The 15,656-nt window shown below is 72.3% G+C and carries 18 protein-coding genes; 10 read left to right on the top strand and 8 right to left on the bottom strand.

Features of this window, described 5'->3' with window-relative positions:
* Positions 1-102: 102 nt before the first annotated feature.
* Genes FF096_RS17930 through rfbB form a run of 6 tightly spaced genes read right to left on the bottom strand, consistent with a single transcriptional unit; the run spans position 103 to position 5,394 of the window.
* Entirely contained in the window at positions 103-1,128 is a 1,026-nt protein-coding gene (locus tag FF096_RS17930; protein ID WP_155219814.1) for a glycosyltransferase family 2 protein, read from the bottom strand.
* A complete protein-coding gene (locus FF096_RS17925) occupies positions 1,125-2,429 on the bottom strand; it encodes a polysaccharide biosynthesis protein (protein WP_309223513.1) in 1,305 nt (434 codons plus the stop codon). Before FF096_RS17925 ends, FF096_RS17930 begins: the two co-directional genes overlap by 4 nt.
* A complete protein-coding gene (locus FF096_RS17920) occupies positions 2,426-3,127 on the bottom strand; it encodes a glycosyltransferase family 2 protein (protein WP_155219811.1) in 702 nt (233 codons plus the stop codon). Before FF096_RS17920 ends, FF096_RS17925 begins: the two co-directional genes overlap by 4 nt.
* Positions 3,120-3,518: a DUF2304 domain-containing protein gene (locus FF096_RS17915; RefSeq protein WP_155219808.1), complete on the bottom strand. Its 399-nt coding sequence runs from the start codon at positions 3,516-3,518 to the stop codon at positions 3,120-3,122. Before FF096_RS17915 ends, FF096_RS17920 begins: the two co-directional genes overlap by 8 nt.
* A complete protein-coding gene (gene rfbD / locus FF096_RS17910) occupies positions 3,515-4,399 on the bottom strand; it encodes a dTDP-4-dehydrorhamnose reductase (RefSeq protein ID WP_155219805.1) in 885 nt (294 codons plus the stop codon). Before rfbD ends, FF096_RS17915 begins: the two co-directional genes overlap by 4 nt.
* Positions 4,396-5,394, bottom strand: coding sequence for a dTDP-glucose 4,6-dehydratase (gene rfbB, locus FF096_RS17905; RefSeq protein ID WP_309223512.1), 999 nt, complete (start codon positions 5,392-5,394; stop codon positions 4,396-4,398). The genes rfbD and rfbB overlap by 4 nt, the downstream gene beginning before the upstream one ends.
* Positions 5,395-5,478: 84 nt before the next feature.
* Between rfbB and rfbA the strand changes: the two genes are divergently transcribed.
* From rfbA to FF096_RS17885, 4 genes are read left to right on the top strand one after another with little or no spacing between them, the layout of a single operon-like run.
* Positions 5,479-6,390, top strand: coding sequence for a glucose-1-phosphate thymidylyltransferase RfbA (gene rfbA, locus FF096_RS17900; protein ID WP_309223511.1), 912 nt, complete (start codon positions 5,479-5,481; stop codon positions 6,388-6,390).
* A complete protein-coding gene (locus tag FF096_RS17895; RefSeq protein ID WP_309223510.1) occupies positions 6,387-7,004 on the top strand; it encodes a dTDP-4-dehydrorhamnose 3,5-epimerase in 618 nt (205 codons plus the stop codon). The genes rfbA and FF096_RS17895 overlap by 4 nt, the downstream gene beginning before the upstream one ends.
* A 57-nt stretch (positions 7,005-7,061) precedes the next feature.
* Positions 7,062-8,420 carry a Pup--protein ligase gene (gene pafA / locus FF096_RS17890; protein WP_155219802.1) on the top strand — a complete coding sequence of 453 codons (1,359 nt, stop codon included), beginning with the start codon at positions 7,062-7,064 and terminating at the stop codon, positions 8,418-8,420.
* Between the two features lie 54 nt (positions 8,421-8,474).
* Positions 8,475-8,660, top strand: a complete 186-nt coding sequence (locus FF096_RS17885; RefSeq protein WP_155219799.1) for a hypothetical protein — start codon at positions 8,475-8,477, stop codon at positions 8,658-8,660.
* Between the two features lie 91 nt (positions 8,661-8,751).
* Here the strand turns inward: FF096_RS17885 and FF096_RS17880 are convergent, their stop codons facing one another.
* Complete coding sequence (locus FF096_RS17880; protein WP_155219795.1) at positions 8,752-9,852, bottom strand: DUF3866 family protein; 1,101 nt, start codon at positions 9,850-9,852, stop codon at positions 8,752-8,754.
* A 200-nt stretch (positions 9,853-10,052) separates the two neighbouring features.
* Between FF096_RS17880 and FF096_RS17875 the strand changes: the two genes are divergently transcribed.
* From FF096_RS17875 to FF096_RS17850, 6 genes are all read left to right on the top strand, one after another.
* Complete coding sequence (locus tag FF096_RS17875; protein WP_309223509.1) at positions 10,053-11,042, top strand: WYL domain-containing protein; 990 nt, start codon at positions 10,053-10,055, stop codon at positions 11,040-11,042.
* Positions 11,039-12,061 (top strand): YafY family protein, encoded by a 1,023-nt coding sequence (locus FF096_RS17870; protein WP_309223508.1) that lies wholly within the window; start codon positions 11,039-11,041, stop codon positions 12,059-12,061. The genes FF096_RS17875 and FF096_RS17870 overlap by 4 nt, the downstream gene beginning before the upstream one ends.
* A 10-nt stretch (positions 12,062-12,071) precedes the next feature.
* The gene (locus tag FF096_RS17865; protein ID WP_309223507.1) at positions 12,072-12,320 is read left to right on the top strand and encodes a hypothetical protein; all 249 of its coding nucleotides are present in this window, start codon (positions 12,072-12,074) and stop codon (positions 12,318-12,320) included.
* Between the two features lie 242 nt (positions 12,321-12,562).
* Complete coding sequence (gene tatA / locus FF096_RS17860) at positions 12,563-12,835, top strand: Sec-independent protein translocase subunit TatA (protein ID WP_155219792.1); 273 nt, start codon at positions 12,563-12,565, stop codon at positions 12,833-12,835.
* 18 nt (positions 12,836-12,853) lie between these two features.
* Complete coding sequence (gene tatC / locus FF096_RS17855) at positions 12,854-13,804, top strand: twin-arginine translocase subunit TatC (protein ID WP_309223506.1); 951 nt, start codon at positions 12,854-12,856, stop codon at positions 13,802-13,804.
* A 61-nt stretch (positions 13,805-13,865) separates the two neighbouring features.
* Positions 13,866-14,798 carry a diacylglycerol kinase gene (locus tag FF096_RS17850; protein ID WP_309223505.1) on the top strand — a complete coding sequence of 311 codons (933 nt, stop codon included), beginning with the start codon at positions 13,866-13,868 and terminating at the stop codon, positions 14,796-14,798.
* Between the two features lie 58 nt (positions 14,799-14,856).
* Here the strand turns inward: FF096_RS17850 and FF096_RS17845 are convergent, their stop codons facing one another.
* A complete protein-coding gene (locus tag FF096_RS17845) occupies positions 14,857-15,612 on the bottom strand; it encodes an HAD-IA family hydrolase (RefSeq protein ID WP_309223504.1) in 756 nt (251 codons plus the stop codon).
* Positions 15,613-15,656: the final 44 nt, after the last annotated feature.

Raw genomic sequence — 15,656 nt, 5'->3', positions numbered from 1 at the left:
GTACGGTTTCGACCGGCTGGACGCCGCGTCGTCGTCCCGGCCCTCGACCCCGGCAACGAGCCTGCGTCAGCTGGCTGGAAGGTGCGCGCTCCGTCGGGCGGGTCAGCGACTGAGCAGTGGCCGTACGAGTGCCCACCAGGTGGCGGCGAGGGCGTTGAAGACGCCCGTCCCGGGTGGCGCGGCGACGTTCGACGGCGCTATCCGGGCGGTCATCAGGTCGGCGAGGGCACCGTCACCGACGACACGTTCGGCCTGGAGCCGGCGTCGACGGGCCCGGATCCAGTCCCGGTGACGCCACAGCCAGGCCCAGCCCCGGCCCTTCTGACGTGCCCAGCCGCCGGCCAGGGCGGCGGCGAGCATGGCGGCCTCGGTGAGCAGCAGCATCGGCGCCAGCAGCGCCAGGGTCCGACCCTGGTACGCGGTCAGCAGGGTCAGCAGGCGGTTGCGTTCGACCAGGTAGAGCTTGAGGTCGTTGCGGGAGAACTCGTAGTGGTGCAGCACCACGGCGTCGGGCACGTACTCCAGCCGTAGGCCGCGCTGCCACAGCCGCAGGCTGAGTTCGGTGTCCTCGTGGTAGGCGAAGTACTCGTCGGGGAAACCGCCGAGTTCCTCCCAGCGGCGGCGGTCGATGACGAAGCAGCAGCCACTCAGCGACGGCACCACGGTGCGCCGGGCGTGGGCGCTGGCCGGTTCACCGTTGCCACCGGCCCAGGACAGGCCGGTGAAGTGCAGCGGGTTGCCCGAGGTGTTGATCAGATCGGGGTCGTGGGCGAGCCGGATGGAGGCCATGGCGGCACCGACGCCCGGCTCGGCGGCCACCGCGACGACCTTGGCGAGGGCGTCGGGGGCCACGATGGCATCGGAGTTGACAAAGGCGATCCAGTCGCCGGTGGCCTCGGCGGCACCGATGTTGCAGCCGCCGGAGTAGCCGGTGTTCGCCTCCGGTCGGATGACGCGTACCCCGGGCAGCCCCTTGACCACGTCGATGCCGTCGCCGGTGCAGCCGTTGTCCACCACGATCAGGTCGAGGTCGACGTCGGTGCTGGCGAGCAGCGCCTGGGCGGCGTCGACCAGCCAGGGCTCGGCGCCGTAGGCCAGCGTCACGGCGGTGACGCGGGGTGGTCTCATGGGGTTCCTCCGCTGGTGGTGGCGGGCATCGGGGCCGCGACCGGTGGAGCGGGTGGGGTGGCGCGGCGGCGACGCAGCAAGGTGATCATGATGGCGGTGGCGACCACGGAACCGACGGTGTAGCCGAGTTCGACGCGCAGTGCGACGGGTAGCGGGGGCAGGGTCGCGACGGCGAGCGCGGCGACGCCGATGGTCCAGGCCACGGCCTGCGCGCGATGCCGGCCACGGGCGAGGAGCGCCTGACCGAGCACCATCGCCCACAGGTAGGCCAGGGTGGCCGCCGACAGCCAGGCGAAGTCGCCGTGGCCGAGCACGTCGGGGGTGTCGAACAGGGCCCGTACGAGCCACGGGCCGGTGAGGGCGGTGAAGATGCCGCCGAGCGCCCCGAGGGCGGTGACGACGGCCAGGGACCGGCGGAGCAGGGCACGGAAGGCTGGTTCGTCGCCGGTGGCGGCGGCGGTGGACAGGCCGGGCAGCAGCGCGGCCTGCATCGAGCCGAAGACGAACAGCGGTATGCGGACCAGCACCAGCGCGGAGAGCAACGCACCGGCGGTGGCGACGTCGGCCGGGTCGAGCAGCCGTACGTTGATCACGCCGATGTTGACCACCACCTGGGCGAGCAGGCTGGAGATGGTGAGCAGGGTGAGCCCGCGCAGCAGTGGCCGCCACGGGACGGCCGGTCCTCGGCCGACCGCCCGGGCGACCGGTGCGGCGGTCAGGGCGACGGCGACCAGTGGTGCCACGACCAGCACCAGCGCGTAGGCCACCGGGGAGTCGACGCCGGTGGCGGCGAGGGCGGCGACCAGGCCGATACGCAGGCCACCGTCGAGGCCGAGTTGGGTGCCGTACCAGCGGAAGCGGCGCAGGCCGGAGAGCACGCCACGGGTGGTGTGGGTCACGGCCAGTGCGACCAGCGATCCGGCGAGGGCGGGCACCATCGCGGGGTCGCCGCCGAAGAGTCGGTCGGTGAGGATGTCGGCGCTGCCGAGGGTGAGCAGCAGGAGCAGGCCGAGCACGGCGACGGCCACGGCGGTGCCGCGTGCCAGTACCGGCCCGGGTGGCAGCCCCCGGGAGTGGCGGGCCGCGACGAGGCGGGCGACCTCCTGTTCGACGGGGAAGAACACGCCGATGCCGATGGTGAACACGACGGACCAGAGCACCGACAGGGAGGAGTAGTCGGCGGCGGTGAGGTTGTGTCCGGCCAGGGCGAGATGGACGTACGCGGCCAGCCCGACCACGGCCAGGCCGATGCCGACGGGGAGCGTGCCGGCGGGGACGAGGCGGAGCAGGCGGCCGATCACCGGCGGATGAGGGCGAGCGTGAGGACGGCCAGGGCCCGGCCCAGGTAGATCATCGCCTTGGCGGGGGAGTGGCTGGGGGTGCCGGCCATCCGGCGGCGCATGGCGACCGGGACCTGCTGGATCCGGTAACCGCGCCGGGCGGCGTGCACCAGTGTCTCGACGGTGTCGCCGAGATACTCCGCCGGGTACCACCGGGCGAACATCTCGATCATTCGACGGTTGGCGGCCCGGAAACCCGAGGTGGTGTCGGTCAGGGTGGCACCGGCCAGGCCGGACAGCACCAGCGACAGCATGGCCATCGCCCAGCGGCGGGGGCCGCGTACGGTGTAATCGCCCTCGCCGGCGAACCGGGCTCCGATGACCAGGTCGTAGTCGTCGAGCAGGTCGATGAGCTTCGGCACGTACCGGGGGTCGTGCTGCCCGTCGGCGTCGACCTGCACCGCGGCGTCGTAGTCGTGCTCGTAGGCGTAGCGGTAGCCGAGCCGCATGGCGCCACCGACGCCGAGGTTGTACGGCAGTCGGGCGACGCGGGCACCGGCCGCGACGGCGACGGCGGCGGTGTGGTCGGTGGAGCCGTCGTCGACGACGAGCACGTCGACGCCGGGCAGTTCGCCGCGGATCTCGCCGACGACGTCGCCGATGGAGGCGGCCTCGTTGAGCGCCGGGATGATGATGAGGAGCTTCTTGCCGTTAACCATCGCGGGACACCAGTTCCGCGGGGTCCGCTCGGTGGGTCCACTCCGCGCGTTCCGCGCGTTCCGCCTCGACCTCGGCGCGGAGCAGGGCGAACTCCTCGGCGAGGGTACGGGTCTCCTCCTCGAGCGCGCTGACCTCCCAGCTGAGGTGGATGCAGACCAGCAGCAGGAAGACGATGCCGAGGAAGAGCACCAGGCTGACGCCGGAGGCGACGCCGAGCAGGTCCGCGACGCCGTCGAGCAGCCGGGGGAACAGCGACAGTGGAATCACCACGAACAGCAGGCCGAGCCAGAGCATGCCGTACTTCTCGCGGAGTTGCCGACGGCGCAGCAGCTCGACGATCGTGCCCAGCAGGACCAGTCCGGTCAGGCCGGTGACCAGGGTGAGCTTCATACGACCTTCCACGGGGAGAGTGGAGCGGCGGGGGCGAACGCGTCGACCAGGGTGGCGTGCCAGTCCGGCAGGGGCGACAGCCCGGCCTCGGCCCACCGGCCGTGTCCGAGCACACTGTACGTCGGTCTCCGGGCGGGTCGCACGAACCGGGCGCTGGTGGTGGGCCGGATCCGGTCCGGGTCGAGCCCGTGTCGGGCGAACACCGCACGGGCCAGGCCGTACCAGGTGGTCTCCCCGGAGCAGGTGCCGTGGTAGACCCCGGGCGCGGCCCGTCCGGTGTCGGCGGCTTCGGCGAGCATGACCAGCTGGTGGGCCAGGGCTCGGGACCAGGTCGGCTGGCCCCGCTGGTCGTCGACGACGTCGAGGGTGTCGCGTCGGTCGGCCAGGTCGAGCATGGTGGTGACGAAGTTGCGGCCGTGGGTGCCGTAGAGCCACGCGGTCCGCACCACGTACCCGGCGTCCGGTAGCAGTCGGGTCACGGCCCGCTCGCCGACGAGCTTGCTGCGGCCGTACGCGTTGAGCGGTGCGGTCGGCGCGTGCTCGGGGTAGGGCGTGGTGGCGGTGCCGTCGAAGACGTAGTCGGTGGACAGGTGCAGCAGGCGTACGCGGTGTGCGGCGCAGGCGGCTGCGAGGTGGCCGACGGCGTCACCGTTGACGGCGGTGGCGGCCGACTCGTCTGCCTCGGCGCCGTCGACGTCGGTCCAGGCGGCGGTGTTGACCACCACGTCGTGGCCGCCGACGGCGGCGTGCACGGCGGCGGGATCGGTGATGTCCAGGTCGGCGCGGGTGGCGGCGGTGACCCGGTGGTCGGGCCGCGCGGTGAGGACGTCGACCAGGTCACGTCCGAGCATCCCGCCGGCTCCGGTCACCAGGAACCTCATGCGGTGGCCGCCTTCAGCGGTTCCCACCAGGCGCGGTTGTCCCGGTACCAGCGGACGGTGTCGGCGAGCCCGGTGTCGAAGGCGATGCTGGGGGCGTACCCCAGCTCATTGCTGATCTTGGTGATGTCCAGCGAGTACCGACGGTCGTGGCCCTTGCGGTCGGCGACCGGCGTCACCCGGTCCCAGCCGGCGTCGCAGGCGTCGAGGAGCCGGGCGGTCAGTTCCTTGTTGGTCAGCTCGGTGCCGCCGCCGATGTGGTAGACCTCGCCGGCGCGCCCCTTGTCCTGGACCAGGGCGATGCCCCGGCAGTGGTCGTGCACGTGCAGCCAGTCGCGCACGTTGCCGCCGTCGCCGTAGAGCGGGACGTTGCCGCCGTCGAGGAGGTTGGTGACGAACAGCGGGATGACCTTCTCCGGGTACTGGTAGGGGCCGTAGTTGTTGGAGCAGCGGGTGACCACCACGTCGAGGCCGTGGGTGCGGTGGTAGGCCAGGGCGAGCAGGTCGGAGCCGGCCTTCGACGCCGAGTAGGGCGAGTTGGGGGCCAGCGGCCAGTCCTCGGTCCAGGAGCCTTCGGCGATGGAGCCGTAGACCTCGTCGGTGGAGACGTGCACGAACCGGTCGACGCCGTGGCGCAGCGCGGCGTCGAGCAGGTGCTGGGTGCCGAGGACGTTGGTCGTGACGAAGGGCGCGGCACCGGCGATGGAACGGTCGACGTGGGACTCGGCGGCGAAGTGCACGATCACGTCATGCCCCGCGACGGCCTGGTCGACAACGTCGGAGTGACGTATGTCACCGTGCACGAAGCGCAGTCGAGGGTCGTCGGCCACCGGCGCGAGGTTGGCCAGGTTGCCGGAGTAGGTGAGCGCGTCGAGCACGGTGACCTCGGTCGGCTCCAGTGCCGGAACGCCGGCGGCGCTGCCGCCGGGAACGCCGAGCAGCATCCGCACGTACTCCGAACCGATGAAACCGGCACCGCCGGTGACCAGAATCCTCACGGGTCCGGAAGTCTACGCGAAACGGCCACTTTCGCAGCGCAGGCGAAACGTGGCCGCTGGTCGGTCTGCCGGTAGGCTCCCCGGGTGCGTGGAATCCTGCTCGCCGGTGGCACCGGATCCCGGCTCTGGCCGATCACCCGGGCGGTGTCGAAACAGCTCATGCCGGTCTTCGACAAGCCGATGATCTACTACCCCCTCTCCACCCTGGTGATGGCCGGGATCCACGAGATCCTGGTGATCACCACGCCGGAGGAGCAGGACCAGTTCCGGCGGCTGCTCGGCGACGGCGGACAGTTCGGGCTCCGGCTGGAGTACGTCGCCCAGCCCCGGCCGGAGGGCATCGCGCAGGCGTTCGTGCTCGGGGCGGACTTCATCGGCGACGAGTCGGTGGCGCTGATCCTCGGTGACAACATCTTCCACGGCGTCGGCCTGGGACGGCAGTTGGCCGAGGCGGGCGATCCGGTGGGTGGACGGATCTTCGCCTATCCGGTGGCCAATCCGCAGGCGTACGGCGTGGTGCACTTCGACGCCGACGGTCGGGTGCTGTCGATCGAGGAGAAGCCGAAACGGCCGACGTCCCGGTACGCGGTGCCCGGCCTGTACTTCTACGACAACCGGGTGGTGGAGATCGCCCGGGGGCTCACCCCCAGTGCGCGGGGCGAGCTGGAGATCACCGCGGTGAACGAGGCGTACCGGCAGTGGGGGGAGCTGTCGGTCACCGTGCTCGACCGGGGGACCGCCTGGCTGGACACCGGCACCTTCACCTCGCTGATGCAGGCGGCCGAGTTCGTCCGGGTGATCGAGGAACGACAGGGCTTGAAGATCGGCTGCGTGGAGGAGGCCGTCTGGCGGGCCGGACTGATCGACGACGCGCAGCTGCGGGCGCTGGCCGAACCGTTGACCAAGAGTGGCTACGGCGACTATCTGCTCGACCTGCTCGCCAGTGGGCGGCAGGAACCGACCGGTGAGTTCGGGGCGGCGGGGGTGGCACGGTGAAACTCCGACCGTTGAGTGTCGAGGGCGCCTGGGAGGTCACCCCGCAGCAGCACGGCGACCCGCGTGGGCTGTTCCTGGAGTGGTACCGCTTCGACCGGCTGACCGAGGCGGTCGGGCATCCCCTGCGGCTGGCGCAGGGCAACCTGTCCGTCTCGTCCCGGGACGTGGTGCGGGGGATCCACTTCGCCGACGTGCCGCCGGGGCAGGCGAAGTACGTCACCTGCGTACGGGGAGCGGTGCTCGACGTGGTCGTCGACCTGCGGGTCGGCTCGCCCACCTTCGGCCGGTGGGAGGGCGTCCGCCTGGACGACGTGGACCGGCGCGCGGTCTACCTGGCCGAAGGGCTCGGTCACGGGTTCTGCGCGTTGACCGACGACGCCATGTTGACCTACCTCTGCTCCACCACGTACAATCCGTCGGCCGAGCACGCGGTGCACCCGCTGGACGAGGAGTTGGGCATCGAGTGGCCGACCACCGCGCCACGGCTGTCCGACCGCGACGCCGCCGCGCCGACCCTGGCCGAGACCCGGGCGGCCGGGCTGTTGCCGGTGTACGAGACCTGCCGGCGGTACGCCGCGACACTCGCCGCAACGGCGGCTTCCACCGACGGTTGAGATCGACACCTGCTCCGACAGTGACGAACAGGGCCTCGGTACGGCTAATGTCTCATCATGGAACGGCGAATCTTCGGTCTGGAGACCGAGTACGGCGTCACCTGTACCTACCGCGGACAGCGGCGGCTGTCCCCCGACGAGGTGGCCCGGTATCTCTTCCGCCGGGTCGTGTCCTGGGGCCGGTCGAGCAACGTCTTCCTGCGTAACGGGGCGCGGCTCTACCTGGATGTCGGCTCACACCCCGAGTACGCCACCCCCGAGTGCGACTCGGTGGTCGACCTGGTCGCCCACGACCGGGCCGGTGAGCGGATCCTGGAAGGGCTGCTCATCGACGCGGAGAAGCGGCTGCACGACGAGGGCATCGCCGGTGAGATCTACCTGTTCAAGAACAACACCGACTCGGCCGGCAACTCGTACGGCTGCCACGAGAACTACCTGGTGTCCCGGCACGGCGAGTTCGGCCGGCTCGCCGACGTCCTGATCCCGTTCCTGGTCACCCGGCAACTGATCTGCGGTGCCGGCAAGGTGCTCCAGACCCCGCGTGGTGCGGTGTACTGCCTGTCCCAGCGGGCCGAACACATCTGGGAGGGGGTCTCCTCGGCGACCACCCGCAGCCGGCCGATCATCAACACCCGCGACGAGCCGCACGCCGACGCGGAACGCTACCGCCGGCTGCACGTCATCGTCGGCGACTCCAACATGAACGAGGTCACCACGCTGCTGAAGGTCGGCACCGCCGACATCGTGCTGCGGATGATCGAGGGTGGCGTGGTGATGCGTGACCTCACCCTGGAGAACCCGATCCGGGCGATCCGGGAGGTGTCGCACGACATCACCGGTCGGCGCAAGGTGCGGCTGGCCTCGGGCAAGGAGATCAGCGCCCTGGAGATCCAGCAGGAGTACCTCGCCAAGGCGACCGAGTTCGTGGAGCGGCGCGGCGGCGACCAGACCGCCAAGCGGGTGGTCGAGCTGTGGGGCCGGGTGCTGCGGGCGGTGGAGACCGGCGATCTGGAACCGGTGTCCCGGGAGATCGACTGGGTGAGCAAGCTGCGCCTGATCGAGCGGTACCAGCGCAAGCACGACCTGCCGCTGTCGCACCCCCGGGTGGCGCAGATGGATCTGGCGTACCACGACCTGCGCCGGGGTCGGGGCCTCTACGCGTTGTTGGAGCGGCGCGGCGCGGTGGACCGGGTCGCCACCGATCCGGAGATCTTCGAGGCGAAGGAGACGCCGCCGCAGACCACCCGGGCCCGGCTGCGGGGCGAGTTCATCCGGCACGCCCAGGAGAAGCGGCGGGACTTCACCGTCGACTGGGTGCACCTGAAGCTCAACGACCAGGCGCAGCGGACCGTGCTGTGCAAGGACCCGTTCCGGGCGTACGACGAGCGGGTGGAACGGCTGATCGCCAGCATGTGACCGGCCGACCGGGGCCGTGTCGAACCGGCCGGCCCCGGGTAGGCTGGACCGGCCATGATTCCTTCTGAACCGTCCACCCCGGGTGCCCAGCGGCAGACGTGGCTCGAACGCCGCCGCGAGAAGATCCGCGCCGAGGTCGAACGTAACCGTCGCGGCGAGTACACCGTGCCCACCTGGGTGCTCGCCCTGGCCCTCGCGCTGATCGTGGGCGCCTGGGCCGCCCTGGTCATCCTCGCGTGAGGTGAAAGGAAGGGCACCTTATTAACGCCTGCGGTAGAGCAGGGGCCCCTTGTTAACTAACGCTGGCCGCGTGGACTAACGCTGGGCCGCGTTAACTAAGGCTGGGCTGCGCCGTCAGGCGGGCGGCGTGCCGACCGGCCGCGGCGGCGGCGAGGAAGTAGGCGTGGTCGGCGTCCAGCCCGCGCCCCATCGTCGACAGCGGCACCGGGCTGCGCCGCAGGGCCGCGTCCAGCCCGTCCGTGTCCACCCGGACCAGCGTGTGTCGCTCGCCCAGCGGGGCCAACGCGGCGTCGACCTCGGCGGCCAGCGTCGGGTCCAGGCCCGTCGGCACCACCAGCTCCGCACGGGCCAGCGCCACCCGGCCGTACGCGGTGAGACTGTGGTGCGACACGCCCCGGTGCCGGGTCCGGGGGTCGGCGTCGGAGATCCGCAGCGAACCGATCGGGTGACCGCCGAGGGCGGCGACGGCGTTCACCGCCTCGCCGACGGCCACCCCGGAGAATCCCCAGCGGGTGCCGGTGCCGAGATTGCCCGGCCCCTGCGCCACCACCGCCACGTCGGCGTCGAGCACGTGCCGGGCGGCGAGCAGCCCGCTGTGCAGCGTCGATGCCTCCAGGTCGCCGCCGAACGCCTGCCCGACGCTGATCGTGCCGACCAGGTCGTCGTGCAGCCCGGCGAGGGTGCGGGAGAACCAGGCGGGCAGCGCCCCACCGTCGGTGAGCAGGTACGCCACCCGCGCCTCGGGGGCGTCGAGGTGGATCCCGGCCAGGATCGCCGGCAGGGCGGAGTGCAGGTCGGCGGTGACCACCGGCAGCCCGGCGAGGTCGTCGGCGGCGGCCAGGATCTCCCGGTGCGGTGACGCCTCCTCGTCGACACCGAGCAGGATCGGCTGCAACGGGGTGTAGCGGGCCTTGACCAGATGCCCCGCGTCGCGGGTGTCGCCCGCCTGCGGCGGATCCGGCGGCAGCCGCTCCGGCAGCGCCACGACCAGCGCGTACCCGCCGGTGCCCAGGCCCATCAGCAGCGCACCGGCGTTGAGCAGCACCCGGTCGCCCGGCTCCGGCTCACCCACCAGCGCCGGGTAGGCCAGTGCCCGCATGGTGCCGCCGTCGTCCACTTCGACGTCCAGCTCCACCGCCCCGGCCCACCGCCTGCGCAGCCCCGCCACCGTCCCCGCTCGCCACCGCACCATGCCCGCACGCTAACCCCCACCCCGCTGTCCGCCGCCCACCGGGTGCCATCCGCCGAGCACGCTTACCATGGGGGCAAACCCTGATGAAAGGCGCGTTCCGGCGACCACCGTCGCCTGATCGGCGAGTCGGGGTGAATGGGAGTATGTGGGCGTGGCGTGGGGTGGATGCGTGACGGGTGTGGGCTGCTAGCGTCTACGGGGTGTCGCGCAGCCGCACCGAACGCCTGGTCAACCTGGTGATCTGCCTGCTGTCCACGCGGCGGTTCCTGACCGCCGCGCAGATCGCCGCGACCGTGCCCGGTTATGAACACGATCTGGACGACGCCCGGGAGCACGAGGCTTTCCAGCGTAAGTTCGAGCGGGACAAGGCCGAGCTGCGGGAATTGGGCGTACCGCTGGAGACCGGGACGGCGAGCGCCTTCGACACGGAGCCCGGGTACCGGATCGCCCGCCGGGAGTACGCGCTACCCGACATCCCGCTCCAGCCGGACGAGGCCGCCGCGGTCGGCATCGCCGCGCGACTGTGGCAGCACGCGGGTCTGGCCGCCGCCGCCTCCTCGGGGCTGGCGAAGCTGCGCGCGGCCGGTGTGGACGTGGATCCGCAGGCCACCCTCGGACTGGAGCCGATGGTCACCGTCGACCCGGCGTTCGCCCCGCTGACGGCGGCCGCCCGCGACCGGCGGGAGGTCCGCTTCGACTACCGCGTCCCGGACCGGGACGCGCCCGCCCGCCGTCGGCTGCAACCGTGGGGCGTGGTCTGCTGGCGCGGCCGGTGGTACGTGGTCGGCCACGACCTCGACCGCGACGCCACCCGCTGCTTCCGGTTGTCGCGGGTGGTGGGCGTGGTGCGGGCCGCCGGTGAGCCGAACGCCTACCAGCCGCCGACCGACGTCGACCTGATCAGTCACGTGGCCCGCTGGTCCGGCCCGATCGAGCGACCCGGGCGGGCGACCGTGCTGGTCACCCCGGGGCGCGCCGCCGGGTTGCGCCGCTGGGCGGTGGAGGTCACCGCCGGGCCGGAGGCGGACCGCGTGGTCCTGCCGTACGGCGACGCCTGCTGGCTGGCGGGTCACCTCGTCGGCTACGGGCCGGACGTGCGGGTCATCGACCCGCCCGAGGTGCGGGAGGCGGTCATCCAGCGGCTCAAGGAGATCGCCGCCGGCCACGACGCCCTGGCGGTGCTCCCGTGAGCGGCCCGACCCGTCCGGCGGCGCGTGCCGGTTCCCGGGCCTCGGCCGATCGGCTGGCCCGGCTGCTGAACCTGGTGCCGTACCTGCTCGCCCGGCCCGGCATCGAGATCGCCGAGGCGGCCGGTGACCTGGGCGTCACCGAGCGGCAGCTGCGGGAGGATCTGGAACTGCTGTGGGTCTGCGGGCTGCCCGGGTACGGCCCGGGTGACCTGATCGACATGGCGTTCGACGGTGACCGGGTGACCATCACCTACGACGCGGGCATCGACCGGCCGCTGCGACTCACCCCGGACGAGGCGTTGGCGCTGGTGGTGGCGCTGCGGATGCTCGCCGAGACCCCCGGGGTGGCCAACCGGGAGGCCGTCGAGCGGGCCCTCGCGAAGATCGAGGACGCGGCCGGTGACCTGGTCGCCGCGCCGGTGGAGGTACGACTGCCCGGCGACACCGGGCGGGTGGAGCAGCTGCGTGCCGCGGTGCAGAGCGGCCGGGCGCTGCGCATCACCTACTACACGGCCACCCGTGACGAGACCACCGAGCGGGTTGTCGACCCACTACGGGTGTTGATGACCGGTGGCGTCACGTACGTCGAGGCGTGGTGCCGCCGTGCCGAGGCGGTGCGGTTGTTCCGGGCCGACCGGATCGACGCGGTGACCGAGCTGGCCGAACCCGCCGTGGTGCCGCCGCAGGCCCGACCGCACGACCTGCGTGACGGGGCGTTCCGTCCCTCGCCCGACCTGCCGCTGATCACCCTGCGGATCGGGCGGGGGCAGCGGTGGATCACCGAGTACTACCCCTGTGAGCGGGTCGAGTCCGACGGTGAACGGTGGGTGGTGTCGCTGCGCGTCACCGATCTCGGCTGGGCCCGCCGGTTCGTGCTCGGCCTCGGCCCGGACGTCGAGGTCGTCGCCCCGGCCGAGCTGGCCGGGCAGGTCCACGAGTCGGCGGTGGCGGCCCTGGAGGCGTACGCCCGGCCGGTGCCGGCCGGTGCGGACCCGGCAGCGACCGGCGACAGGCAGTAGGCTGGCCCGCGTGCTGAAGTGGATCGTGCTCGCCCTGGTGCTGGTGCCGCTGGTTCTGCTCGCGCTGGCGGTACGACCGGTGTTGGCGCGGCTGCCCCAGCTGCGCCGGGCGGTGCTGGCGTTGCAGCGGCGGGTCGACGAGGCGACGGCGCTGCGCGAGTCCGCCGAGCATCTCCAGCAGCAGGCGGAGGGGCTACAGAGCCGACTGGACACCACCCAGCAGCGACTCACCCTGATCAGGGCGCGTCGCGGCGACTGACGCGCGGTCGACCGACGCACCGCGCGGTGCGCGTTCCTGCCCGTACGGTGCATTCTCGTGCGCGCGGAGGGGTCACTTCGCGCAGAAAGATCCAGCCGCACGGTTGACGTGGCAGTTCCCGGTGGCCGAGACTGCAGCCACCGGGACGAACCCCCTCCGCCCCGGCGGGTGGCAACGGCCCTCGTCGCACGTACGATGGGCTGCGATACCACCCCCGTTGGCACAAGCGACTGGAGCTTCACATGGGTGCCCTCAAGCCGTGGCACATCGCCGTACTCGTGGTCGTGCTGATCCTGCTCTTCGGTGCGAAGCGGCTCCCCGACGCCGCCCGGTCCCTCGGTCGCTCACTGCGGATCATCAAGGCCGAGACGAAGAGCCTGGCCGACGACGACCGCGACCTCGCCGGTAAGGCCGACGCGCAGGCCGGCTACCAGCCGTACCCGCCCCAGCAGCAGCCCTACCAGGGCACCGTGCAGCCGCCGGTCGACCCGGTGCAGCGCGTCCGCGATAACTGATCCCCGGGTCCGGTAGCCGTGGCCTTCGGACTCCGCAAACGCGGACCGAGCAACTTCGAGCGGGCCGCCGACGGCTCGATGACCCTCATCGAGCACATCCGCGAGCTGCGTGACCGGCTGTTCCGCGCCTCCGTGGCGATCATCGTCGGGCTGATCGGGGGGTACCTGCTCGCCCAGCCGGCGTTCGACCTGCTGAGCCAGCCGTACTGTCGACTGCCCGGGATGATGGTCGACGGCGAGTGCCAGAAGTTCCTGATGCTCGCCCCGGCGGACGGCTTCGTCCTCAAGCTCAAGTTGGCGCTCTGGATCGGTCTGATCCTCGCGGCCCCGGTCTGGCTCTACCAGTTGTGGGCGTTCATCGCACCCGGGCTGCACCGCCACGAGCGCAAGTGGGCGTACGTCTTCGTGGCGATCGCGGCTCCGCTGTTCGCCGCCGGTGCGGTCCTCGCCTTCCTGGTCGTCGACAAGGGTCTGGCCTTCCTGCTGGAGGCCGGTGTCACCGGCACCGACTCGCAGCTGGAGGTGACCCGCTACATCAGCTTCGTCACCACCATGATCCTGCTGTTCGGGGTGGCGTTCGAGTTCCCGCTCACCCTGCTGATGCTCAACTTCACCGGCGTGGTGAGCGCCCGGCGGCTGCTCAGCTGGTGGCGGGTGGTGGTGTTCGTCTGCTTCGCGTTCGCGGCGGTGGCCACGCCCGACCCGGGTCCGTTCGGCATGACGTTGCTGGCGCTGTGTCTGTCGCTGCTCTACTTCATCGCGGTCGGGGTGGCGTTCCTCAACGACCGGCGGAGGGGACGCGGCAAGGAGGTCTACGCCGGGATCGCCGACGACGAGGCGTCCCCGCTGGAGTTCGACCGGGAGTCGGTGGCGGCGGGACCGTCGGTCGGCACGGTCGGCCCGATCGACGCACCGGAGCCGGTGGCCAAGCCGCTGCCGATCGAACGACGCTACGACGACGTCACCTGACGCGTCGTAGGACCGACTGCCTGGCCGGCGTGGTCGCGTCCGCGCCGGCCCAGGCAGTACGGTGCTCGCCGTGACCTCAGACGATCACCCCTCGGTGCCCGACGGGCCCGTCGCCGTGCTGGCCAACCCGACCGCCGGGCGGGGTCGGCACCGGGGACTGCTGCCGGACCTGCTGGATGGTCTCGCCGCAGCCGACCGGCCGGTGCGGCTGCTGCGCGCCGCCAGCGCGGTGCAGGCCGAGGCGGCCTGCCGGGCCGCGGTGGCCGAGGGGGCCGCCGCGCTGGTCGCGGTGGGTGGCGACGGCACGGTGCACCAGGCGATGCAGGCCGTCGCCGGCACCTCGGTGCCGTTCGGGCCGGTCCCGGCGGGCACCGGTAACGACTTCGCGGTGGAGACCGGTTTCCCCGCCGACCCCCGGGCGGCGGTCGAGGTCATCACGGCGGCCCTGCGTGAGGGACGCAGCCGACCCGTCGACCTGGCCCGGATGACCGGGGCGGACGGCACCCTCCGCTGGTACGGCGCGGTGCTCGCGGCCGGTTTCGACGCGATCGTCAACGAGCGGGCCAACCGGATGCGCTGGCCGCGTGGTCCCCGCCGGTACGACCTGGCGATCCTGGTGGAGTTGGCCCGGCTGCGGCCACGCCGGTACACCCTCACCCTCGACGGCGAGCGGATCGAGGTCGACTCGGTGCTGGTGGCGGTCGGCAACGGGGCCAGTTACGGCGGCGGGATGCGGATCTGCCCCGACGCGGACCCGACCGACGGTCTGCTCGACGTGGTGGTCGGCGGTCGGTTCGACCGACGGACGCTGATCCGGGTCAAGCCGCGCATCTACGCCGGCACCCACGTCGCCCATCCGCTGGTACGCACCTACCGGGCCCGCACCGTCACCCTCGACGCGCCGGGCATCACCACGTACGCCGACGGTGAACGCTCCCTCGCCCTGCCCTTGACGGTCACCGCCGTCCCGCGCGCCCTGCACCTGCTCCGCTGACCGTCCCACCGGTCTGCGTGGGACCGGACGCGGGCCGCAGGTGCCGGTGACGCCCGGATCAGGCGGCGGGCTGGATGAGGTCGAGGACGGAGCCCAGCGCGTTGGGGCGGCCGGGATCGGCGGCGGGGAGGATCAGGGCGGCGCACCCGGCGGCGACGGCACCCGCGTCGGCGGGCGTGTCGCCGACCATCAGCGACTCCTCGGGGTCGACGCCGAGCATGCCGCAGGCCCGCCAGAAGATCGCCGGGTCGGGCTTGCACCGGCCCACCTCGTACGACAGCACGTAGGCGTCGACCAGGTCGGCCAGTCCCCAGGCGGCGAAGAGCGGTCGGATGTCGAAGCCGATGTTGCTGACCACCGCCACCCGGACACCGGCGGCCCGCAGCGCGGCGAGGGTCGGCGCGGTGTCGGGGTAGGGCACCCACCCCTGCGGCGTCAGCACCCGCTCGTACAGCGCCTCGGCGAACCCGTCGATACCGGCGTCGACCGTCTCGGCCAACCCGGTGTAGGCGCCCCGGTGGGCGTGCTCGTACAGGTCCCGGTCGGCCCACAGCTCGGCCAGGTGGGGCGGTACCCGCGCCGGCAGCGGCCCACCGGCGCGCCCGGCGGTGAGCAGCCGGTCGGCCAGGGCGGTCGCGCGGGCCCGGTCCAGTTCCACGCCGCACGCCGACGCGGCGGCCAGCACCCACTGGCTGGGCTCCTCCACCTGCGCCAGCGTGCCGTGGAAGTCGAACAGCACCGCCCGCACCCGCCGACGGGACGGGCCCCGATTGACGTCGGGTACGGGAACGGTCGGTTCGGCATGATCCGGCACGTGGTGCACCCTACCGACCCGCCCCGACCACCCCGACGGTCGGC

The organism is Micromonospora sp. CP22 (assembly GCF_009712475.1).
Lineage (GTDB): Bacteria > Actinomycetota > Actinomycetes > Mycobacteriales > Micromonosporaceae > Micromonospora.
The sequence above is the reverse complement of the archived record's forward strand: the minus strand, read 5'-3'. Positions and strand labels throughout refer to the sequence as shown.